The 20,791-nt window shown below is 62.5% G+C and carries 17 protein-coding genes; 13 read left to right on the top strand and 4 right to left on the bottom strand.

Annotated elements, in window-relative coordinates:
• Positions 1 to 40 precede the first annotated feature (40 nt).
• The 4 genes from AC1D13_RS02250 (at position 41) to AC1D13_RS02235 (ending at position 4,480) form a co-directional block, all read left to right on the top strand.
• A complete protein-coding gene (locus AC1D13_RS02250; RefSeq protein WP_457279079.1) occupies positions 41 to 2,182 on the top strand; it encodes an ATP-binding protein in 2,142 nt (713 codons plus the stop codon).
• Positions 2,183 to 2,238: 56 nt separating this feature from the next.
• Positions 2,239 to 2,610: a response regulator transcription factor gene (locus AC1D13_RS02245; protein WP_457279080.1), complete on the top strand. Its 372-nt coding sequence runs from the start codon at positions 2,239 to 2,241 to the stop codon at positions 2,608 to 2,610.
• A gap of 10 nt (positions 2,611 to 2,620) precedes the next feature.
• Entirely contained in the window at positions 2,621 to 3,079 is a 459-nt protein-coding gene (locus AC1D13_RS02240) for a chemotaxis protein CheX (protein ID WP_431097274.1), read from the top strand.
• 186 nt (positions 3,080 to 3,265) lie between these two features.
• Positions 3,266 to 4,480 (top strand): MFS transporter, encoded by a 1,215-nt coding sequence (locus AC1D13_RS02235; RefSeq protein WP_457279081.1) that lies wholly within the window; start codon positions 3,266 to 3,268, stop codon positions 4,478 to 4,480.
• A gap of 712 nt (positions 4,481 to 5,192) precedes the next feature.
• Here the strand turns inward: AC1D13_RS02235 and AC1D13_RS02230 are convergent.
• Positions 5,193 to 6,941: a bifunctional protein-serine/threonine kinase/phosphatase gene (locus AC1D13_RS02230; protein WP_477688864.1), complete on the bottom strand. Its 1,749-nt coding sequence runs from the start codon at positions 6,939 to 6,941 to the stop codon at positions 5,193 to 5,195.
• Between the two features lie 69 nt (positions 6,942 to 7,010).
• Positions 7,011 to 8,291: a type IV pili methyl-accepting chemotaxis transducer N-terminal domain-containing protein gene (locus AC1D13_RS02225; RefSeq protein ID WP_477666383.1), complete on the bottom strand. Its 1,281-nt coding sequence runs from the start codon at positions 8,289 to 8,291 to the stop codon at positions 7,011 to 7,013.
• Between the two features lie 248 nt (positions 8,292 to 8,539).
• Between AC1D13_RS02225 and AC1D13_RS02220 the strand changes: the two genes are divergently transcribed.
• From AC1D13_RS02220 to cobA, 7 genes are read left to right on the top strand one after another with little or no spacing between them, the layout of a single operon-like run.
• Positions 8,540 to 8,689, top strand: coding sequence for a hypothetical protein (locus tag AC1D13_RS02220; protein ID WP_457279084.1), 150 nt, complete (start codon positions 8,540 to 8,542; stop codon positions 8,687 to 8,689).
• A gap of 52 nt (positions 8,690 to 8,741) precedes the next feature.
• Positions 8,742 to 11,177 carry a nitrite reductase large subunit NirB gene (gene nirB, locus AC1D13_RS02215; protein ID WP_457279085.1) on the top strand — a complete coding sequence of 812 codons (2,436 nt, stop codon included), beginning with the start codon at positions 8,742 to 8,744 and terminating at the stop codon, positions 11,175 to 11,177.
• 24 nt (positions 11,178 to 11,201) lie between these two features.
• Complete coding sequence (gene nirD, locus AC1D13_RS02210) at positions 11,202 to 11,624, top strand: nitrite reductase small subunit NirD (RefSeq protein WP_477688863.1); 423 nt, start codon at positions 11,202 to 11,204, stop codon at positions 11,622 to 11,624.
• Between the two features lie 41 nt (positions 11,625 to 11,665).
• Complete coding sequence (locus AC1D13_RS02205; protein WP_457279087.1) at positions 11,666 to 11,788, top strand: hypothetical protein; 123 nt, start codon at positions 11,666 to 11,668, stop codon at positions 11,786 to 11,788.
• The gene (locus tag AC1D13_RS02200) at positions 11,781 to 14,669 is read left to right on the top strand and encodes a nitrate reductase (RefSeq protein ID WP_477688862.1); all 2,889 of its coding nucleotides are present in this window, start codon (positions 11,781 to 11,783) and stop codon (positions 14,667 to 14,669) included. The genes AC1D13_RS02205 and AC1D13_RS02200 overlap by 8 nt, the downstream gene beginning before the upstream one ends.
• Positions 14,670 to 14,712: 43 nt before the next feature.
• Positions 14,713 to 15,642 carry a DNA-binding protein YbiB gene (ybiB, locus tag AC1D13_RS02195; RefSeq protein ID WP_457279089.1) on the top strand — a complete coding sequence of 310 codons (930 nt, stop codon included), beginning with the start codon at positions 14,713 to 14,715 and terminating at the stop codon, positions 15,640 to 15,642.
• Positions 15,639 to 16,415 carry a uroporphyrinogen-III C-methyltransferase gene (cobA, locus tag AC1D13_RS02190; protein WP_477688861.1) on the top strand — a complete coding sequence of 259 codons (777 nt, stop codon included), beginning with the start codon at positions 15,639 to 15,641 and terminating at the stop codon, positions 16,413 to 16,415. The genes ybiB and cobA overlap by 4 nt, the downstream gene beginning before the upstream one ends.
• Positions 16,416 to 16,490: 75 nt before the next feature.
• Here the strand turns inward: cobA and AC1D13_RS02185 are convergent, their stop codons facing one another.
• Entirely contained in the window at positions 16,491 to 17,165 is a 675-nt protein-coding gene (locus AC1D13_RS02185; protein ID WP_477688860.1) for a CPBP family intramembrane glutamic endopeptidase, read from the bottom strand.
• 214 nt (positions 17,166 to 17,379) lie between these two features.
• On the opposite strand from AC1D13_RS02185, the gene AC1D13_RS02180 reads away from it, so the two are divergent.
• Entirely contained in the window at positions 17,380 to 18,504 is a 1,125-nt protein-coding gene (locus tag AC1D13_RS02180) for a sterol desaturase family protein (protein ID WP_457279092.1), read from the top strand.
• A 136-nt stretch (positions 18,505 to 18,640) separates the two neighbouring features.
• Positions 18,641 to 19,888: a BaiN/RdsA family NAD(P)/FAD-dependent oxidoreductase gene (locus AC1D13_RS02175; protein WP_477688859.1), complete on the top strand. Its 1,248-nt coding sequence runs from the start codon at positions 18,641 to 18,643 to the stop codon at positions 19,886 to 19,888.
• On the opposite strand, the gene AC1D13_RS02170 is transcribed toward AC1D13_RS02175, so the two are convergent.
• A complete protein-coding gene (locus tag AC1D13_RS02170; protein WP_477666380.1) occupies positions 19,885 to 20,712 on the bottom strand; it encodes a cupin domain-containing protein in 828 nt (275 codons plus the stop codon). The genes AC1D13_RS02175 and AC1D13_RS02170 overlap by 4 nt on opposite strands.
• Positions 20,713 to 20,791: the final 79 nt, after the last annotated feature.

The following is a 20,791-nucleotide window of genomic DNA, read 5'->3' as shown; positions in this document are numbered from 1 at the left end:
GCGGTGGCCCGCGACTAAACAACCAAGCAGGAGGTTTCCAATGTCTGCAGTTTTGCCAATCCCCGGCGCCGGCAGAATCGCCCATGGCGCACCGGCCAGCACACGGCCTGCGCGCTCGAGCGGCCTCGCCTCGCTCGGGAAGTACCGTGAAATCATCATCGCGGTCGCGCTTTTCCTGCTGTTTGACCTGGGGGTGCTGGTCCTGAACTTCTACACCTCGTTCAAGATCGACCAGGACACCGTGGCCATCAACCTTTCCGGCCGCCAGCGCTATGTTTCGCAGCGTGTCGCACGCACCCTGCTCGAACTCGACGCCATGCGGGTGGCGGGCACGCCTTACAAGCCCGAGACACTGGCCGAGCTGCGTTCAGGCGCAAAGATCTTCCAGGCCTCCCATGTCGCATTCCGCGAAGGCGGCACCATTCCCGGCGGCGACGGCAAACCGGTGTACCTGGAGCCCGTGGTGTCCAGCCGGGGCCGCGAGCTGGAGGACAAGGTGGATGCGCTGTGGAAGCCCTACTTCGAGCTGCTCCAGCCCCTGCTTGCCGGCGACGGCTTCACGCAGACGGAACTGGCTGCCGCGCTGGCCTATAGCCAGGCCAACAACATCAAACTGCTGGGCGTTGCCAACGACTTCGTCACGGAAACGCAGCAGATCGGCGCCTCGCGCGCCAGCGTGCTGCGCATGGTGCAAACCGTCGGCATCGTGCTGGCACTGCTGAATTTCGCCTTCATCCTGTTCAAGTTCCTGCGCCGCCTGAAAACTTCAGACGCCGCGATTGAAGCTGCCACCGAAGAAAACCGGGAAATTCTCGCCAGCGTGCGCGAAGGCCTGTTCCTGCTGACCCCCCAGCACCAGCTCGGCTCCCAGTTGTCCCGCTCGACCCACGCGCTGTTCGGCAAAACGCTGGCGCCCGGGCAAAACTTTTTCTACCAGCTGTCCACCCTGGTTTCCGACAAGGCATTGACCGATGCGCGGGACTATGTCGAGTTGCTGTTCTCTCCACACGTCAAGGAGCAGCTGATCCAGGGCATCAACCCGCTGTCGGAAGTGGAACTCACCGTCAGGAACCGGCTGGGCCAGGACACCAAGCGCTATCTTTCTTTCCATTTCAACCGGGTGCAGGACGGCGCCACGGTGCGGCACCTGCTGGTCACCGTACAGGACATCACGCAAAAGGTCGAGTTGCAGGCCCGGTTGACCGGCGAACGCCAGCGCTCGCAAAAAGAACTGTCGATGATGCTCAAGGCCTTCGAGACGGAGCCGGCCATGATGCGCGCCTTTGTCGAGCGGGCCGAAGCGTCCCTGCTGGAAGTCAACGACCTGCTGCGAAGCACTTCATCGGCCGCCTCGGAAGTCCAGGTGCTCAAAGCTGTGGACGGCGCCTACCGCCGCATCCACGCCTTCAAGGGTGACGCAGCATCGCTCGGGCTGGAAATCCTGGCCACACTGGCCCATCAGTTCGAAAGCGAGTTGCAAAAGCTCAAGGACAACGGCGCCGCCACCGGCGACGCTCTGCTGGCCCTGCCTTTGCCGCTCGAGGACCTGCTGGCCAAGGTCGGCGCCTTCAAGGCGCTGGGCCAGAAGCGCTCAGGCGGTGACACGGCGCCCGCCCCGGACGGTTCCGCATCGCAAGGACTGAACGCCGTGCTAACCCAGCTGGCGAACGAGGTCGGCACCGACTGCGGCAAACGCGTGGATGCCGAGGTGCGTATGGGCAGTGCCCAGGACATGCCGGCCGACAAGATGAACCTGCTGCGCGAAATCGCCATCCAGCTTCTGCGTAACGCCGTGGTGCACGGCGTGGAGGCGCCCTCCGTGCGGCGCGCTGCGGGCAAAGCGGAGGCCGGGCGGATTGCCGTCAACCTCACCCGGAACGAAGACGGCCAGTGGCAGCTCAGCGTGCGCGACGATGGCGCGGGCCTCAATGCGGCCGACGTTCGCCGCCGTCTGCTTGAACTGGGCTGGTATACGCCTGAGCAGCTGCAAAGCTTCAGCGAGCAGCAGATCGTTGCGCATATTTTCAAGCCGGGCTTTTCCACGGCCGGTGCCACCTCCCGCCACGCAGGCCGCGGCGTGGGCCTGGACCTGGTGCAGACCAACGTGCAGCAGCTGGGGGCGCGCCTGCTGTTGTCCAGCACGCCCGGCCAGCACACCGAATTCAAGGTTTCTTTTTCCTGAATTTTCCTGAAGCAATCCAGCAATGGCCATCACAAACCCCACACAGGAGCTTCTCCATGCGACTGCTGATTGTTGACGACTCCAACATGATCCGGACCCGGATTTCGAGAGTGGTGCAAAACGGCGGCATCAAGGGCGTGGTGCTCGCAGGCCTGGCCAAGAACGGCCTCGAAGCCGTGCGGCTGGCCCGGGCAACCCGCCCCGAGGTCGTCACCATGGACCTGACCATGCCCGAGATGGACGGCATTGAATGCATCACCGCATTGCTGAAGTTCGACCCGTCCATCAAGATACTGGTGGTCAGCGCGCTCAGCGACAAATCGACAGCCATCCAGGCACTCAAGCTGGGCGCCCGCGGATTCGTTGCCAAACCCTTTACCGACGAAGAGCTGCAGATTGCACTGCTCGACGTTGCAGACGTGCGCTAAGGACACTGCGATGGCCACACTGAACGAAAACGACCTCAAGCTCTTTGTCGATTCCATCCGGCATTACCTCAAGATCACGACCCGACAGGAACCGCAGATCACCTCGGCCTATCTCGGCACGGGAGATATCGAAGCCTTTGAATTCAACGGCATCGTCACCTTCTCGGGAAGCCACAACGGACATGTGGTGGTGTCCATGCCGGGGAAACTGGTGCGGGAAATTTTGCTGCTCCAGCATGAGACTGACCTCAGCGATGGCAACCTGCTTGACGCGGTGGGTGAAATCGCCAACACCCTGGCAGGCAATGCACGCAAGGCTTTGGGGTCCGAGCTGCAGATTTCAGTGCCGATCAAGCTGCAGGGCGCGCAGGGCATGAAGGCCCGGGTACGCAAGCGCCCCTACGTGATCACCTTGCGCTGGAACCACTACGCGGCGATGGTCTGCGTCGACATGGACCGCAAAAACTGAACCGCACACCCAGCGCTACACGCAACCTCTCTTGAGGCCGCGTGCACGTTATTTGTGCGGCGCACCAAAAAAATCAGGCCAACACCCCTAAATTGCGCTGCAAGGGTGCGTTTTGCATGCCCCAAGTTGGCATGCTTTTCGCACTGTTTCTGTGAATCAACCATCTTCACAGAAAGAGCTTGCACCATGGCGGGGTTTCGTAATTTTCTCAAGGCTGGCCACGCGCCCACACTGGGTGCAGCGTTTTTCTACTTCGCGTTTTCGTGCTGCATCTGGGTCATGAACGGCGCCATGGCGCCTTTCATTTCGGAAACCTACAAGCTCTCGCCCACAGAAAAAGGCGTGATGCTGTCGGTTCCCATCTTCGCCGGCGCGCTGATGCGCTTTCCGCTGGGCGTGCTGGCGCAATACATTGGCCGCAAAAATGCCACGCTGGTCGAAATGGGCCTGATCATGGTGGCGCTGCTGTTCGGCTACTTCGTGGTTGACTCCTACAGCAGCCTGCTGGCCATGGGCGTGCTGTTGGGCATTGCCGGCGCCAGTTTCGGCGTAGCGCTCAGCCTGGGTTCGGGCTCCTTCCCTCCCCGCTACAAGGGCCTGGCCATGGGTCTGGTCGGTGCGGGCAACGTGGGCACCGCTGTCTCCGTGCTTGTCGCGCCGGCGCTGGCGCAGCGCTTCGGCTGGCAGTCGGTCTACGGCATTGCCGCCGTAGCCATGCTGCTGCCGATGATCGCGATGATTCTTTTTGCCAAAGAACCCGACGATGTGGACAGCCACGCCACACTGCGCGAACACGTGGCCTGCCTGTTTGAAAAAGACGGCTGGGCCTTCAGCCTGATCTACGCCGTGAGTTTCGGCGGCTTCATCGGGCTGGCGACGTTTTTGCCTTCCTACTACTACGACCAGTTCGGTGTCAGCAAGGTGCAGGCAGGCCAGTTGTCCATGCTGGCAGCTTTCATGGGCGCGGCGCTGCGCATCTTCGGCGGCTGGATCTCGGACCGCTGGGGCGGCGTGAACACCTTGAGCGTCGTACTGCTCACCATCGCCGTCACACTCGTGGCATGCGGGCTGGCCAGCAAATCCCTCGTGGCCACCACCTTGCTGGTCATGCTGTGCTTTGCCGCACTGGGTGCAGGCAATGGCGCCCTTTTCCAGCTGGTACCGCTGCGCTGGCCCCTGGCCACCGCGGTGGCCGGCTCCATGATTGGGGAAATCGGCGCACTGGGCGGCGGCCTGGTGCCCAATGCCATGGGTATTTCCAAGCAGTATGCGGGCACTTACATGTGGGGGTTCTTCTTCTTTGCAGCCTTGTCGCTGGGCATGCTGGTGATGCTGCGGGTGATGCAGATCCGGTGGACACGGACCTGGGCGGAGAAAGGTGGACGGGCGAGGACTGCTTGAGGATGGGCCTTTAGCTGAGGCCGCTGGCCGGGGTTGCCCGGCGGCAAGTAACTTTCTTTTGCGTCGCCAAAAGAAAGTCACCAAAGAAAAGGCGACCCTGCTGTCTGCGTCCCTCCGCTTCGCTGCGGGCAACCTGCGGTGCTCGGTTCAGGCGGGGTCTCGCTCGAACTCGCTACGTTGCACTTCGCTCAGACAATCGCGATCCCTGATCCGCCTGAACCTGCGCTCCTCGGCGCAGACAGAAGGGGTAATCGAGAGCGGGGACTGAAGACAAATACCAACTCCAATACCAACAAGGACACGCCATGGCGTGTCCTTGTTTCTTCAGGTATTCGGGGTTTTGTCTTTGGCTGTTTGGTATTCCTGTCTCCACCCCCTTGTGTATGCGCCGAGGAGCGGAGGTCCAGACGGATCAGGGCAAAAACTTGTTTGAGCGAAGCGAGTTGTTTTTGACCCCGGCTGGACCGAGCACCGCAGGTTGCCCGCAGCGCAGCGCAGGGACGCAGGAACCAGGGTCGCCTTTCTTTTGCTTACTTTTCTTTGGCGAAGCAAAGAAAAGTGAGTTGCATGCCGGGCAACCCCCGGCCAGCAGGATTCAGACGAGAGCGCCTCCATCAAACCAACAACAACCCCAAAAAAAGGCCGCTATCAATTCAATAGCTGCTGGCGCCTGTCCCCATTGCCCCAGAAGTCAATTCAATACTCAACCACCCTACCGAGGCAAAAACAGCAGCCAGTAAATCAGCAATAAATTGACCAGCACACTCACACCCAGCAGCAGCTTCCACAACACCACAGGATCCCGATGGATCAGCGGCGTCGCCTGCGGTGCAGTCAAGGGCCGCGAGGCGCCGCGCTCCAACGCCAGCAGCAGCTCTTCGGCGGTTTCAAAACGCCGGCGCTTGTCACGCGCCACGGCCTTGAGCACCACGTGGTCCAGCCAGATCGGCACTTCGGGATTGATGCGGCTGGGCGCAACAGGGTCGCGGTAATACCGCCCAGCCTGGTAGGGCAGCACCTCGCCATACGGCAGGCGCGCGGTCAGCAACTGGTACAGCGTCACACCCAGAGCGAACAAATCGCTTTGCGGATCGGGCAGCTCCTCCGGCCCATCTGTGCTGCTTGCGCTGAAGCCCCATTGCTCGGGATTGATAAAACTGGGCGTGCCGGCGTGCAGCTTTCGCATCGCTTCGGGCTCGCGCCCGCTCAATGCCACGCCGAGGTCCAGCAGCCGCAGCACGCCATCTTCGCCCTGATGGAGGTTGGCCGGCTTGATGTCGCGATGAATGACGCACTGCCGGTGCAGCCGGCCCAAGGCCCGCGCGGCCTGGGTGGCCACGCCCAGCAGCTGCTCCACGCTGAACTTGTGGCGGCGGTCAAGCTGCTGCTGAAGTGTCTCGCCGCTGTGCCAGTCATACAGCAGGTAAAACGCACTGCGCTCTTGCCCGCCCGGCAGGCGCTCATGAAGGTTGACCAGATGCTCCGCCGCCCGGCCCGACTGCATGCGCATGGCCAGCCAGGCCTCGTGGGCCAGCATGGCACGCTCTTCCTCGTCATGCGACCTCGACGGGTGCAGCGTCTTGAGGGCATACAGCACCCGTGTAGCGGGATCGCGCACCTGATACAGCACATTGATGCCGTTGTCGGCCACCGGCGCCGTCACGCTCAGGCCGTCCATCACATCGCCCACCTTCAGGCGGGTCGGGATGGGCAGGGTCTGCGCAATGCGGTTGACGTCCTGCAGTGTTGCGTCGAGCAAACCGCGCACCCGCACCACCACGGCCGTCACGTTGTCGTTGCTGCCGGCCGCCAGGGCCGCCTCGACGAGGTTCTGGCTTGCAAGCTGGGCACCTCCAGGCTCCTCAAGATCGGCAAAGCCCTGCAGCCGCGCGTCACGCACCAAGCCGTGCACGCCATCCGTCAGCAACACAAAAACGTCGCCGACCTGCAGGTCACCCTGCATGTAGTCCACCACCACATGGTCCTCGGCCCCCACCGAACGCAGCAACTGGTGCCGAAAGTCCGGGTGATTGACTGCATGGTCGTGCGTGAGCTGCTGGGTTTTGCCGCCGCGCAGCAAATAGGCCCGCGAATCGCCGACATGCGCAAGCGTGTACGACTGCCCGCGCAGTACCAGCGCCGTGAGGGTGGTCAGGCCCATGGCCGGACTGCGGCGCTGGTTGATACCCGCCAGCCAGGCGTTTTGCGCCCCGATGATGCGGTCCAGGGCCACGGTGGTGTCCCACGTTTCGGGCGTGCCGTAGTAGTCACGGACCAGGCTGGTCACGGTGGTCTGCGCCGCCTCCCGGCCCATGCCGCCTGTGCTCACGCCATCAGCAATCGCCACGATGGAACCCATACCCTCCTGCCCCGCCTCGGGCAGCATCGCAGCGCAAAAGTCTTCGTTGGTGTTCTTGCGGCCCGCCAATGAAGCGAAGCCAATGTCCAGATCAAATGCCATGCACCAAGATAAGCAAGTTTAATGCCCGAATTTGGTGCATCGCAACAATGCACGACTGGCGTGCAGGCCCTAGCCCACCAGCATTTGCATGCTGTGTTCGTACTGGGCCGACAGCTGCTCAAAGACGTCGAGGAGGTCTTCGCTGGCCGTCGCCAGACCCTCCAGGCGCCGGGGATCTTTGTCCATGGCAAGCGCGCCCTCGCGCATGTGCTGCCAGCTGATGGCCGCCCGGTCCAGCGACAGGCGGATGTCCTTGCTGGTCAGCGGAATGTCGTTCAGGTATTGCAAGGCCTGCTCGAATGCCGCCTGGGACTCGGCCATGCCGGCCTCGCTGCGGGCCAGCGTTGCCTTGCCACCCGTGGCCCTGAGCAGGGCATATTTGGCAAAACGCTGGCTCAGCATGCGCTGCCGGCCAGCCAGGTTCAGCATCTGCAAGGGAGGCATTGCGCCGGCGCTCTCCAGGCTGCTGGTCATGCGCTCGGCATCCTGCAAAAGCAGGTCTGCCAGTTCATCCAGGTGAGCCATGCTGCCAGCGGTGGGCGTGTCCTGCAAGGCAATCTTGAGCCGCCCCCAGGTAATGGACACCTGCCCGAGCAGGTCTCCAAATGTGGGCTGCGAAAGGCTTTTCCCCAGCGAAACCAGGTTGGCGTCGATGCGCAGCACCGACTCTTTCAGCAGCTCTTTGGCCCGGGCGGCCTGCACCCCCGCAAGCTGCAGCAGGGCAAGCTTGACCAGCCGCTGCGACAACATGCGCAACTGGCCGGAACGGTTGACATCCTCGGCGAAGCGCGCCGAATGGATGATGTGCTCCGACACCTGCCCCAGCCGCTGGTTGGTATGCATGGAGGCGGTCCGCAAAATGTGGAAAGCGTCGTCGTCCGACATCTGCCGGGCCCGCATCAAAATACCTTTGGCCCGGTCCACCGCCTTGCGCTCTTCAAGCCGGCTGGCGGCCTCCTGCACCTGGGCACGCAGGGCCTGCTCGCGGGTAAAACGCGCCTTGGCGAGGTGAATGAGGGGCCGCAGGCGCTGCGCACCATAACCGTTGACCACATAGGCATGAACCCCCACCTCGGTGGCCCGTGTGATCTTTCCCGCGTCTGTGTCGCTGGTGAAAACAATGACTGGACACGGCGCCGTGTCAGCCACCAGCTGCAGCACCTTGAAAAGCTCATCACCCGGAAGCGGGTCATGGCAAATCACCACATCGGGTGCTTGCCGAAGCACTTCCTGCACCAGTTTGCTGCGCTCATCCACAGGCCCCAGTACCTGGATACCAGCTGCCACCAGGTCTGAAACCAGGGGATGTGCGCCACCAGGGCCGTTCAGGTTTACCAATGCGGAGGTCATACAAATCAAGAGGTTAAGCGGGGAACAGCGACACAGTTCGCAAGTCGCAGGCCATGCCACCGCCACGCCGGTGCCGGGAAAGCTGCGAATCCCAATGATATGGCACAAGTCTTGCGTCATTTGCAGCGGGCGTAACGACGCGCCCAACCTTAGCGAATGCACTGCGGGTTCTGCGCACAACGACGTGCGTAATGGTGTGCCTCATACCGGGTTGACAGCCCGGATCCCTGTTTCCGGGAGAGAGCATCATGATTTCCACTCAATTTTTGACAAATCAGACAGATCCGCTGGTGTTGGCGAACTACCGCTGCGTTGCTGCGCCTCATCCTGGCGCCGAGGCCATTCACCGCGCCCAGCCCGCCCGTTGCCCATCTGCTGCCGCGTTCGCCGTGGCATGACGCTTGCACATTGGACCTTGAACATGACATCGAATCAATCTGGAGTAGCCCCATGAAAAAATCAAAACTGGTGATGGTCGGCAATGGCATGGCCGGCGTTCGCACCCTTGAGGAGCTGCTCAAGGTCGCCCCCGACCTTTACGACATTACAGTCTTCGGCGCCGAGCCCCATCCCAACTACAACCGCATCCTGCTCAGCCCCGTGCTGGCCGGTGAGCAGACGCTCGACGAAATCGTGCTGAACAGCTGGGACTGGTACAAGGACAACCACATTACGCTGCATGCCGGCAAAAAAGTGGTTGAAGTGGACCGCATCAAGCGCGTGGTCCGCGCCGAAGACGGCACCGAAGAGGAATACGACCGCCTGCTGATGTGCACCGGCTCCAACCCCTTCATCCTGCCCGTGCCCGGCAAAGACCTCAAGGGCGTGATTGCCTACCGCGACATCGCCGACACCAACGAGATGATCGCCACAGCCCAGAAGTACAAAAAAGCGGTGGTCATCGGCGGCGGCCTGCTGGGCCTGGAAGCGGCCAACGGCCTGATGCTGCGCGGCATGGAAGTCACCGTGGTGCACGTCATGCCCTGGCTGATGGAGCGCCAGCTTGACGACGTGGCGGGCAAGCTGCTGCAAAAATCCCTGGAAGACCGCGGCCTCAAGTTCATGATCGGCGCGCAGACGCAGGAACTGGTGGGTGGTGAAGACGGCCGCGTGACCTCGATCAAATTCAAGGATGGCACGGAAGTGGCCACTGACCTCGTGGTCATGGCGGTCGGCATCCGGCCGAACACACAGCTCGCGGAATCCATGCGCCTGCACTGCAACAAGGGCATCGTGGTCAACGACACCATGCAGACCGTCACCGATGCGCGCATCTACTCGGTCGGCGAATGCGCAGCCCACCGCGGCATTGCCTATGGCCTCGTGGCCCCGCTGTTCGAACAGGCCAAGGTTGCAGCCAACCACCTGGCGCAGTTCGGCATAGGCCGCTATTCCGGTTCGCTCACGTCAACCAAACTGAAAGTCACCGGCATCGACCTTTTCAGCGCCGGCGAATTCATGGGCGGCAACGGCGCTGAAGAAATCGTGATGAGCGACCCCTTCGGCGGCGTCTACAAAAAACTCGTCATCAAGGACGACAAACTCATCGGCGCCTGCCTTTACGGCGACACCGTGGACGGCAGCTATTACTTCAAGCTGCTGCGTGACGGCCGCAATGTCAGCGACATCCGCGACAAGCTGATTTTCGGAGAGTCCAACCTCGGCGACGCCGGCCACGAAGGCCAAAACAAGGCGGCGCTGATGGCCGACGATGCGGAAGTCTGCGGCTGCAATGGTGTCAACAAGGGCACCATCTGCAAGGCCATCAAGGAAAAAGGCCTTTTCACGCTTGACGAAGTGCGCAAGCACACCAAGGCCAGCGCCTCCTGCGGCTCCTGCACCGGGCTGGTCGAGCAGATCCTCATGTTCACCGCCGGCGGCGACTACTCGGCCACGCCCAAGCTCAAGGCCATGTGCGCCTGCACCGACCACGGTCACCAGGCGGTGCGCGACGCCATACGCGCCAACAAGCTGCTCAGCATCTCCGACACCTTCAAGTTCCTGGACTGGAAGACACCCAACGGCTGCGCCACCTGCCGCCCGGCCGTCAACTACTACCTGATCAGCACCTGGCCCAAACAGGCCAAGGACGACCCGCAAAGCCGCTTCATCAACGAACGCAGCCACGCCAACATCCAGAAAGACGGCACCTACAGCGTCATCCCGCGCATGTGGGGCGGCGAAACCACGGCCAGCGAGTTGCGCCGCATTGCCGACGCGGTCGACAAATACAAGATCCCGACCGTCAAGGTGACAGGCGGTCAGCGAATCGACTTGCTGGGCGTGAAAAAGGAAGACCTGCAAAACGTCTGGAAAGACATCGGCATGCCTTCGGGCCACGCCTACGCCAAGGCCCTGCGCACGGTGAAAACCTGCGTGGGCAGCGAATGGTGCCGCATGGGCACGCAGGACAGCACGCAAATGGGCAAGGACCTGGAGCGCGCCATGTGGCGCATGTATGCACCACACAAGGTCAAGTTTGCGGTGAGCGGCTGCCCGCGCAACTGCGCGGAGTCCGGCATCAAGGACGTCGGCATCATCGGCGTCGACTCGGGCTGGGAGATGTACATCGCCGGCAACGGCGGCATCAAGACGGAAGTGGCCCATTTCTTCACCAAGCTCAAGACCGCGGCCGAGGTGCTCGAATACACCGGTGCCTTCTGCGAGCTCTATCGCCAGGAAGGCTGGTACCTGGAGCGCACGGTGCATTACGTGAACCGTGTCGGCCTGGACTATGTGAAGAAAAAAATCCTGGAAGACCACGAAGGCCGCAAAGCCCTGTGGGAGCAGCTGCAGTTTGCGCTGGACGGTGAACCGGACCCCTGGTTCGACCTGAAAGAAGCGTCTGTGGATGCCCGCCAGTTTGAAAAACTCACACCCGCCTGACCGGCCGAATTTTGAGAGATCACTATGTCTGAATGGAAAAAAATCTGCCTGGTCACCGACATCCCGGTGCTTGGCTCGCGACGTGTCTCACGCGCCAAAGGTATTGATGTGGCCGTGTTCCGCAATGACCAGGACCAGGTGTTTGCGCTGCTGGACCGCTGCCCGCACAAGGGCGGCCCGCTGTCGCAGGGCATCGTGTTCGGCACCAGCGTGGCCTGTCCCCTGCACAACTGGACCATAGGCCTGGCGGACGGCTGCGCCAGGCAGCCCGACGAAGGCTGCACGCCCAAATTCACCTGCAAGGTAGAAACAGGCCAGGTCTTCCTGGACGCTGTCGAGCTGGACACGCTGGCGCTGGATTTGCAGCCCCCTCGCGCCGGCCCGGGTGCAACCAGTGGCGCATTGGGCGACGAAAGCTTCAGCGTGCAGGCGCCTCACACGGCATAAGCCGCATCACCGGAATAAACGCGAAGGCTCCCTGAACATTCATGACTGATACCCGATCAACTTGCCCGTATTGCGGTGTCGGCTGCGATCTAACAGCTCATGCTGTTGATCGCTTTGCGATGCACGACAAAGGCCGCAGCCTTGGCTTCGTCCATCATGGCTGAGACCCGGTCAACTTGCCCCTATTGCGGTGTCGGCTGCGGCGTCATCATTGAATCGCAAGGCGACGAAATCACCGGGGTACGCGGTGACCCGGATCACCCGGCCAATTTCGGGCGGCTGTGCACCAAGGGCTCAACGCTGGCGCTGAGCGCGACGGCGGCCGTTACGCGACAGACGCGCTTGCTGCAGCCGATGCGGCGCGAACATCGGCATGAAGCGCCCAAGCCGGTGTCCTGGGACAACGCGCTCGGCTTTGCGAGCGAAAGCTTTGCGCAGATCATCCGCGAGCATGGGCCCGATGCGGTCGGTTTTTACATTTCAGGCCAATTGCTAACGGAAGACTATTACGTCTTCAACAAGCTGGCCAAGGGCTTGATCGGCACCAACAACGTCGACACCAACTCGCGCCTGTGCATGAGCAGCGCGGTGGCGGGTTACAAACAAACGCTGGGCGCAGACGCACCGCCTGCCTGCTACGACGACGTGAATCATGCGCAGTGCATTTTTATCGTCGGCAGCAACACCGCCTACGCGCACCCCATCCTGTTTCGCCGCATTGAAGACGCCAAGGCCGCGAACCCCGCGCTCAAGATCATTTTTTGCGACCCGCGCCGCACCGACACGGCCGAGATCGCCGACCTCTACCTGGGCATACAGCCGGGCACCGATGTGTCGCTCTTCAACGGCATGCTGCACATCATGCTGTGGGAAGGCTGGACGGACGCCGCTTACATTGCGGCGCACACCACGGGCTTTGACGCGCTCAAGGCCACGGTGCGCGACTACACGCCCGACCTGGTGGCCGAAACCTGCGGCATCAAAAAAGAAGACCTGCTGGCCGCGGCCAAACTCTTCGCCACCTCGGCCACCACGCTGAGCCTGTACTGCCAGGGCCTGAACCAGTCCAGCAGCGGCACCGCCAAGAATGCCGCACTCATCAACCTCCACCTGGCCACAGGCCAGATCGGCAAACCGGGCGCCGGCCCCTTTTCATTGACGGGGCAGCCCAATGCCATGGGCGGACGCGAAGTGGGCGGCCTGGCCAACCTGCTGAGCGCGCACCGCGACCTGGCCAACCCGGATCACCGCGCCGAAGTCGCCGCGCTGTGGGGCATCCCATCCGTGCCCGAAGCACCAGGCAAGACTGCCGTCGAAATGTTCCAGGCCGCGGCCGATGGCGAAATCAAGGCGCTATGGATTGCCTGCACCAACCCGGCCCAGTCCATGCCCGACCAGGCCACCGTGCGCCGCGCCATGGAGCGCGCCGAGCTGGTGATCGTGCAGGAGGCTTTTTCCACCACGTCTAGCTGCGACTACGCCGACCTGCTGCTGCCGGCCACCACCTGGGGCGAGAAGATCGGCACGGTGACCAACAGCGAGCGCCGCATCAGCCGAGTGCGGCCGGCCGTGGCTGCGCCAGGCCAGACACGCCATGACTGGTCCATCGCGGTGGACTTTGCACTGCGGCTTGAAAAGCTGCTGCCCAGCCGCGCGGCAGCCGGCGCCACCCTCTTCCCCTATTCGCTGGCCGAGGAAGCATCAGGCGCGGAAACCATCTGGAACGAGCACCGCGAATCCACCCGCGGCCGCGACCTCGACATCACCGGCTTGAGTTACGCACTGCTCGACGACGCACCGCAACAGTGGCCCTTCAAGACGGGCGACACGGCGGGCAAAGTGCGGCTGTATGAAGACGGCGTGTTCCCCACCGCCGACGGCAAGGCCCGCTTTGTCAACACGGTCTACAAGCCGGTAGCCGAGCCGCGCGAATCGCGTTATCCGTTTTCGCTTACCACCGGCCGGCTGCGCGACCAGTGGCACGGCATGAGCCGCACCGGCACGCTGGGGCGCCTGTTCGGCCACGTGGCCGAACCCTCGATTCAAATGAACGTGCAGGACATGGCGCGGCGCCTGCTGAAAGACGGCGATCTGGTGCATGTCACGTCCAAGCGTGGCTCCATCGTGGTGCCGCTGCAGTCTTCACCTGAAGTGGCAGTAAGCCAGGCTTTCATGGCCATGCACTGGGGCGAAGAGTATTTAAGCGGTCAGTCGACCGGCGGCACGCCGCTGGCAGGCGTGAATGCGCTGACCACGTCGGCTTATTGCCCGAGCTCCAAACAGCCCGAGCTCAAGCACGCTGCGGTGAAGATTCTCAAAGCCGAAATGCCGTGGACGCTGCTGGCGATGGCCTGGCTGCCCGAGGGCGATGCGCTGGCGGCGCGTGAGCAGCTCAAGCCGCTGATGGCGCAATTTCCCTTCACCAGCTGCGTGCCGTTTTCCAACAACACACCGCTGGCCGACCGCAGCCTCGAACGCACCGGCGTGCTGTTTCGCGCGGCCAGCCATGAGGCGCCGCCTGACGAAACACTGGCCGCGCTGGAACGCATTCTCGGGTTGGATGCGGCCGATGTGCTGCGCTACGCCGACCGCAAAAAAGGCCAGCGCCGCACGATGCGACTGATGCGCAGCGAAGGCGACGTCCACCTCGCCGGCTTTGTACTGGCGGGCGACACCAGCGCCCAGGCCTGGATCAAAACCTTGCTGCAGGACGAGCTGGCCGCGCAATCGTATGGACGCCTATTGCTGCTGCCCGGCGCCAAGCCACCGGTGGCGGTGCAGTCGCGCGGCAAGCCGGTGTGCACCTGCTTTAACGTCAGCGACATGGCAATTGACGAACACTTGTCGCTGTTAGCGGCCGGTGGTGGCGGCGCCGGTCATCTGGGCACTGATGAAGAGCGCCTGGCCTCGCTGCAATCCACGCTGAAGTGCGGCACCAATTGCGGCTCCTGTGTGCCCGAACTCAAACGCCGGGTGCGGTCATCGCGCAACGACGCTCCGCCTTCAGCACCCCGTACCGTGATCCCTATCCGGCAAGTGGCTTAAGCTCATAACAAGAAGTTATCTGCATTGGCGGACAATCACGCTTATGGGCATTAGCCAATACATCAAGGAAATCGGTCGCGGCAAGGATGGCGCCCGCGCTTTGTCACGCGAGCAGGCTACGGACCTGATGGGTCAGGTGCTCGACGGCACCGTGACTGATCTGGAAATCGGCGGCTTTTGCCTGGCCATGCGCATCAAGGGTGAAACGCCCGAAGAGATGGCGGGTTTCCTCGATGCACTGCACCAGCGCCTCAATCATCTGCCCGCCGGCGACAGCCCCACGGTGGTGCTGCCCAGCTACAACGGCGCGCGCAAGCTGCCGGTGCTCACGCCGCTGCTGGCGCTGCTGCTGGCGCGTGAAGGCGTTCCGGTACTGATCCACGGAACACCCACCGAATCGAGCCGGATTTTTGCATCAGAAGTGCTTCTAGCCCTTGATATACCTGCGCAGACAGCTATTAAAAAGATAGCAAACGGCAAAGTGGTATTTGCCCCCACCGAGCTGCTGCTGCCTGCGTTAAAGCGCCTCCTGGACGTGCGCCGTGCCGTGGGCCTGCGCAACCCGGCGCACAGCCTGGTCAAGATCATGACACCCTGCCTGGGCAAGAGCCTGGTCGTGAGCAGCTACACGCACCCGGAATACGCTGTGTCGATGGCGCAGACCTTTGAGCTGACGGGCGCCAATGCACTGCTGTTGCGCGGCACCGAAGGCGAAGTGGTGGCCGACGCGCGCCGCATGCCGCAGATGGACGCTTTTATCGGCGGGCAGCGCTCACTTCTGCAGGAAACCCAGGCCGGCACGCTCGCCTCCATCCCCGACTTTCCCAAAACAGTGGACGCCGCCACCACAGCGGACTACATTCGCGCCGTGCTGGCAGGCGGCGTGCCTGTGCCGCCTTCGATTGCACGGCAAGTGGAACATATCTTGCAGTTGCTCCCTCAAATCAAGCTGCCTCACATCACGACATCATGAACAACGGAAAAGTCACTTTGGTAGGCGCCGGCCCCGGCGACCCGGAACTGTTGACCCTCAAGGCCCTGAAAGCCATCCAGCGCGCCACCGTGCTGCTGGTGGACGACCTCGTCAGCGACGAAATCGTGGCGTTTGCGCGGCCCGAAGCCCGCGTCGTGTATGTGGGCAAGCGCGGCGGCTGCAAGTCCACACCCCAGGCCTTTATTGAAAAGCTCATGCTGATGGCCGCGCGCGAAGGCGAAGAGGTCGTGCGGCTCAAGGGCGGCGACCCATTCATCTTCGGCCGTGGCGGCGAAGAAGTTGAACACCTGCGCGCCGCGGGCATTACGGTGAACGTCATCAACGGCATTACTTCAGGCCTGGCCGCCGTCACTTCGCTGGGCGTGCCGCTCACGCACCGCGAACATGCACACGGCGTGGTGTTTGTCACCGGGCATGCCAAGCCCGGCGACACCGGCACCGACTGGAAAGCGCTGGCTGCCACCGCACACAGCGCACGCCTCACGCTGGTGATCTACATGGGTGTCAGTAGTGCATGTCGCATCCAGGACGAGCTTTTGAGTGGCCTGCCTGCCACCACCCCCGTGGCCATCGTTCAAGGGGTGAGCCTGGCTTCGCAGCGTCATGCTGTCACCACGCTCGGTGAACTGCATCTGACCATTGAGCGTGAACAGTTGGCCAGTCCCTCGGTGATCGTTGTCGGGGACGTGGTTCGTGGTGTGGCTGCTGCTGTTTCGCATGACCGCGCATTGGTGGGTGGGCGCGCTGCCTAATTACCGTCTCCTGCCGCGCGGTAAAACGGCGTACGGGCCACAATTGTTGGCACCTTCTTTATCCGCCCTGTCGCATTACCACGGGCCGAAAATAATCATGTCGATGATGAAGTGGCCCAGAACGATTGGCCACAGGATTCGCAGCTTCGTGTAGAGCCCTGCGGCCAGAACACCAAACCAGAAAGCGGCGATGACGCCGCCGATGCCCTGCTCCGAATGGGCAAGTGCAAAGGCCGCCGACGTGATCAGCACATACCAAAGGTGCAGCCTCTTGGGCGGAAGAACCGCCGACAGGTAGAGCCAACCCAGGCCGCGCCATACGGCCTCTTCCACCATTGCCGCACTTGCCGACATGTAGACGGCTAACGCCAGCTTTGCGGAGAAGCCGACGGGCATGGCTTGAACGGGCTGAAAATGGTCCGCATACGCCCAGTAAAGGCGTTGAGTCAACAGGATCACTGGCCAGTCGGCCGCCACCAGCAAAAACGCAACGAACAGCATGACAGCGGCGCCGTCGCGTCGTTCGTGCGGTCTCTTGCGCCCTGGCATTCCCCAATCACGGGGCGTGATGCCAGCGGGTCGCAGGAAAAAATACCAGCCCGCAGCAGGTGCGACGATGAATTGCACAACATCGACCAACCAGTACAGGCCCGGGTTAAACGAGAACAGCCAGCCGCGGTAAAAGTCATTCAGCAAGCTGAGCGCAACAAACGGGAATGCAGCGGCCAGAACGGCCTCCCGCTTCGTCAAGCCCCTCCCCCTGACAGCAAATCGAATCACTCCATTCATGCGCGCCAGTGTGCCCCGGCTCAAGACGGCGCCATTCCGTCAATCTGCAAGGAGTGCCAAAAACTACCGAATACAGCAGCAGTTGCGCACTCTTGCCCACGCTCGATCACTTTTGGCTCGCAGTCGCCGCCAGCTAAACTCCTTGAAAACACATCACCCGCTGGAGAGGCGAAAAATGCTTGAAAAACTCAATGAACTGACGGAAAGCCACGGCGAGCTGCGCCGCGGCAAGGGCCTCATGAGCGGAGTGATCGCCCTCAGCCTGGGTGTGCTGTGCTTCCTGGGCGTGTTGGCCTTTCACTTCCCCGAATACCTCACCACACCGGAATTGCGCAAAAGCTACAACGTCGACGTGATCCGCATCGTGATGTTTACGTCGCTGGTGATCGCGGGCGGCATCTCGCTGGTCAACATCATCTTCAACCGCTCGCGCTGGCTGGCCGGCGCCGCCTTTTTGCTGGTGGTGGCCACCGCGCTGCTGGGCGGGCACAAGGTGCCGGTGAACGACTTCGCCGACAACACGCCGTATATCGGCCTGGACTGGTTCATCCTCGACCTGCTGGGCTCCTCGCTGATCTTCATCTTCATTGAAAAGCTGTTTGCGCTGCGCAAGGAGCAGCCGGTGTTTCGCGCCGAATGGCAAACCGACTTTCACCACTTCATCGTCAACCACATGATCGTGGGCTTTGTGCTGCTGGCAACCAACCTGCTGGTACACAAGTTCTTCGGCTGGGCCGCCAACGACGGCATACGCGGCTGGGTGCAGGGCCTGCCCTTCTGGGGTGGCGTGTTGCTGATCGTTCTTGTGGCCGACCTGGTGCAGTACTGGACCCACCGCGCCTACCACGAGGTGCCGGTGCTGTGGCGCCTGCACGCAGTGCATCACAGCGCCAAAAGCATGGACTGGCTCGCCGGCTCGCGCCAGCACATCCTGGAGCTCTTGATCACCCGCACGCTCATCCTGGCACCCATCTACGTGCTGGGTTTTTCCAAGGAAGTGATCGACGCCTACATCGTCATCGTCGGCTTCCAGGCGGTCTTCAACCATGCCAACGTGAGCGTGCGCCTCGGCCCGCTGCGCTACGTCATCGTCACGCCCAACTTCCACCACTGGCACCATAGCCAGGACCAGGAAGCACTGGACCGCAATTACTCGGCCCACTATGCCTTCATCGACTACCTCTTCGGCACAGCCGTGAAAAGCACCCGGCTCTGGCCGGAGCGCTACGGCGTGCTGGGCGACTACGTGCCGAATGGCTTTTTGAAGCAGCTGAAGTTTCCTTTCACCTGGAAAGGTTGAAGTACTTGGCCCCCACGCTTTTCGCTTCGCGTAATGCGCTGCCCCCCGAGGGGGCCGCTGCGCCTGCGGCCCGGCAAAGCCGGTTCCGCGGCCCCTGCTGGCTGAAACTCGCAGAACGGCGAGCGGCGGTCTGAGCGTGCCCGTCCAATCATTCGATGTGGTCGTGATCGGCGCGGGTGCTGCCGGCCTGTTTTGCACGGCCCAGGCGGGCCAGCGCGGCTTGAAAGTGCTGCTGGTCGATCACAGCGAAAAGGTCGCCGAGAAGATCCGGATCTCGGGCGGTGGCCGCTGCAACTTCACCAACCGCGACGCCACGCCCGCCAACTTCCTGAGCGAGAACCCGCACTTCTGCCGTTCGGCCCTGTCGCGCTACACCCCGCAGGATTTCATCGAGTTGCTGCAGCGCCACAACATCCCCTTTCACGAAAAGCACAAGGGCCAGCTGTTTTGCGATCGCTCGGCCGAAGACATCATCAATATGCTGCTGGTCGAATGCGATGCCGGGCACGTGACGCGCTGGCAACCCTGCGCCATAAAAAGCATAAAATACGGCTCCAGCCCAGACGGAACAGGCGCCAGCAGCTATCAAATTGAGAGCGATCGCGGGCCGGTCGAAGCGCCGCAAGTGGTCATCGCCACCGGCGGCCTGTCGATCCCGAAGATTGGCGCCACCGATTTCGGCTACCGCATCGCCAAGCAGTTCGGGCTGCGCCTGGTCGAGCCCCGCGCGGCACTGGTACCCCTCACCTTTGACGGCGAAGCCTGGGCGCCCTATGCCCAGCTGGCAGGCCTGGCGCTGCCGGTGCTCATCGAGACCAGCCCCGCCGACGCGACGCCCAAGCAACGCAAAAAGGCGGTGGTTTTTTCGGAAGACCTGCTCTTCACCCACCGCGGCCTGAGCGGCCCGGCAGTCCTGCAAATCTCCAGCTTCTGGCGCGAAGGCCAGCCCATCCGCATCAACCTGGCACCCGGCGTGGACCTTCCGGCCCTGCTGCTGCGCGCCAAGGCCACCTCCAAAAAACTGATCGCCAACGAACTCGCCACCCTGGTGCCCAACCGCCTGGCCGACGCCTGGGCCGGCACCGACCCGGCGCTGCAAAAACCCATCAGCGAGGCGACCGATAAAGCGCTGCTAGGTCTGGCCGCGCGCCTGTCAGACTGGCAACTGACGCCGAACGGCTCCGAGGGCTACCGCAAGGCCGAGGTGACCGTCGGCGGTGTCGACACTCGCGACCTGTCGTCGCAAACTATGGAATCGCAGCAACCGGGGCTGTACTTTATCGGTGAAGTGGTGGATGTGACCGGCTGGCTGGGCGGCTACAACTTCCAGTGGGCCTGGGCCTCCGCGCACGCCTGCGCGCAAGCACTGACACCGGCGCGCTAGGCCTGCCGGGCCAGCTTCCACTCGCGCGGTGACTGGCCGCTTTGCGCCTTGAAGGCGCGCGACAGCGCCGCCTCGCTGCCATAACCGACCTCGGCGGCAATCAGCTTGAGCGGCCGCCCACGGCGCAGCGCCTGCTGCGCCAGACCCACCCGCCAGCGCTGCAAATACACGCCGGGCGTGCAGCCGACCGTATCGCGGAACTGGTTGGCGAACACACTGCGCGACATGCCCGCATGATCGGCGAGCGCCTCCAGGCTCCACTCTTGCCCAGGACTTTGATGCATCGCGACAAGGGCGTGGCGCAGTCGCTGGTGCGAGAGCCCCGCCAGCATGCCGGAGCGGGTTTCGCCGCTTTCCATCAGGTGCCGCAGCACCTGGATCAGCACCACATCAAAAAGCCGGTCCAACAGCGCCTGACGGCCGCAGCGCTGCTCAAAAGCCTCTTCGAACAGCAGTTGCAGGACGCCTGCGGCGCCCTCGATCTGCGCCAGCGGCAGGCACACAAAGGACGGCAGTGCCGCAGCGATCGGGTTGGCCGCGCCGCCCTCAAAGCGCAGGTGCGCACACACAAAGTCGGCGCCATGCCGGGTATCCGTGATGAAGCGGTGCGCCATCGGCCTTGGGTAAAGCAGCAGGCAGGGGCCGCTGACACGCATCACCTCGGCACCGCCATGGCTGATACCAACTTCGCCGCTGCGCACGAGGTGAAGCTGGCCGGTGCCCTCCTCCTCGCCCAGCTCGTTGACCCCGCAAAGTGCGCCCGAATGGAACACATTCGCGCTCACCGAGAAATGCCGCAAGAGCGCTTCAAGCCGGTCACTCATAAATACTCCAGATCAATTTTTTAGGATTATTAGCGACTTATCGTATTTTGTGAAGCGTAAAGTTCAGTTTGTCGATTCC

This window comes from Polaromonas sp. P1_E12 (assembly GCF_056405975.1).
Note: the sequence above shows the minus strand (reverse complement) of the source record. Positions and strands in the feature narration are given on the sequence as shown.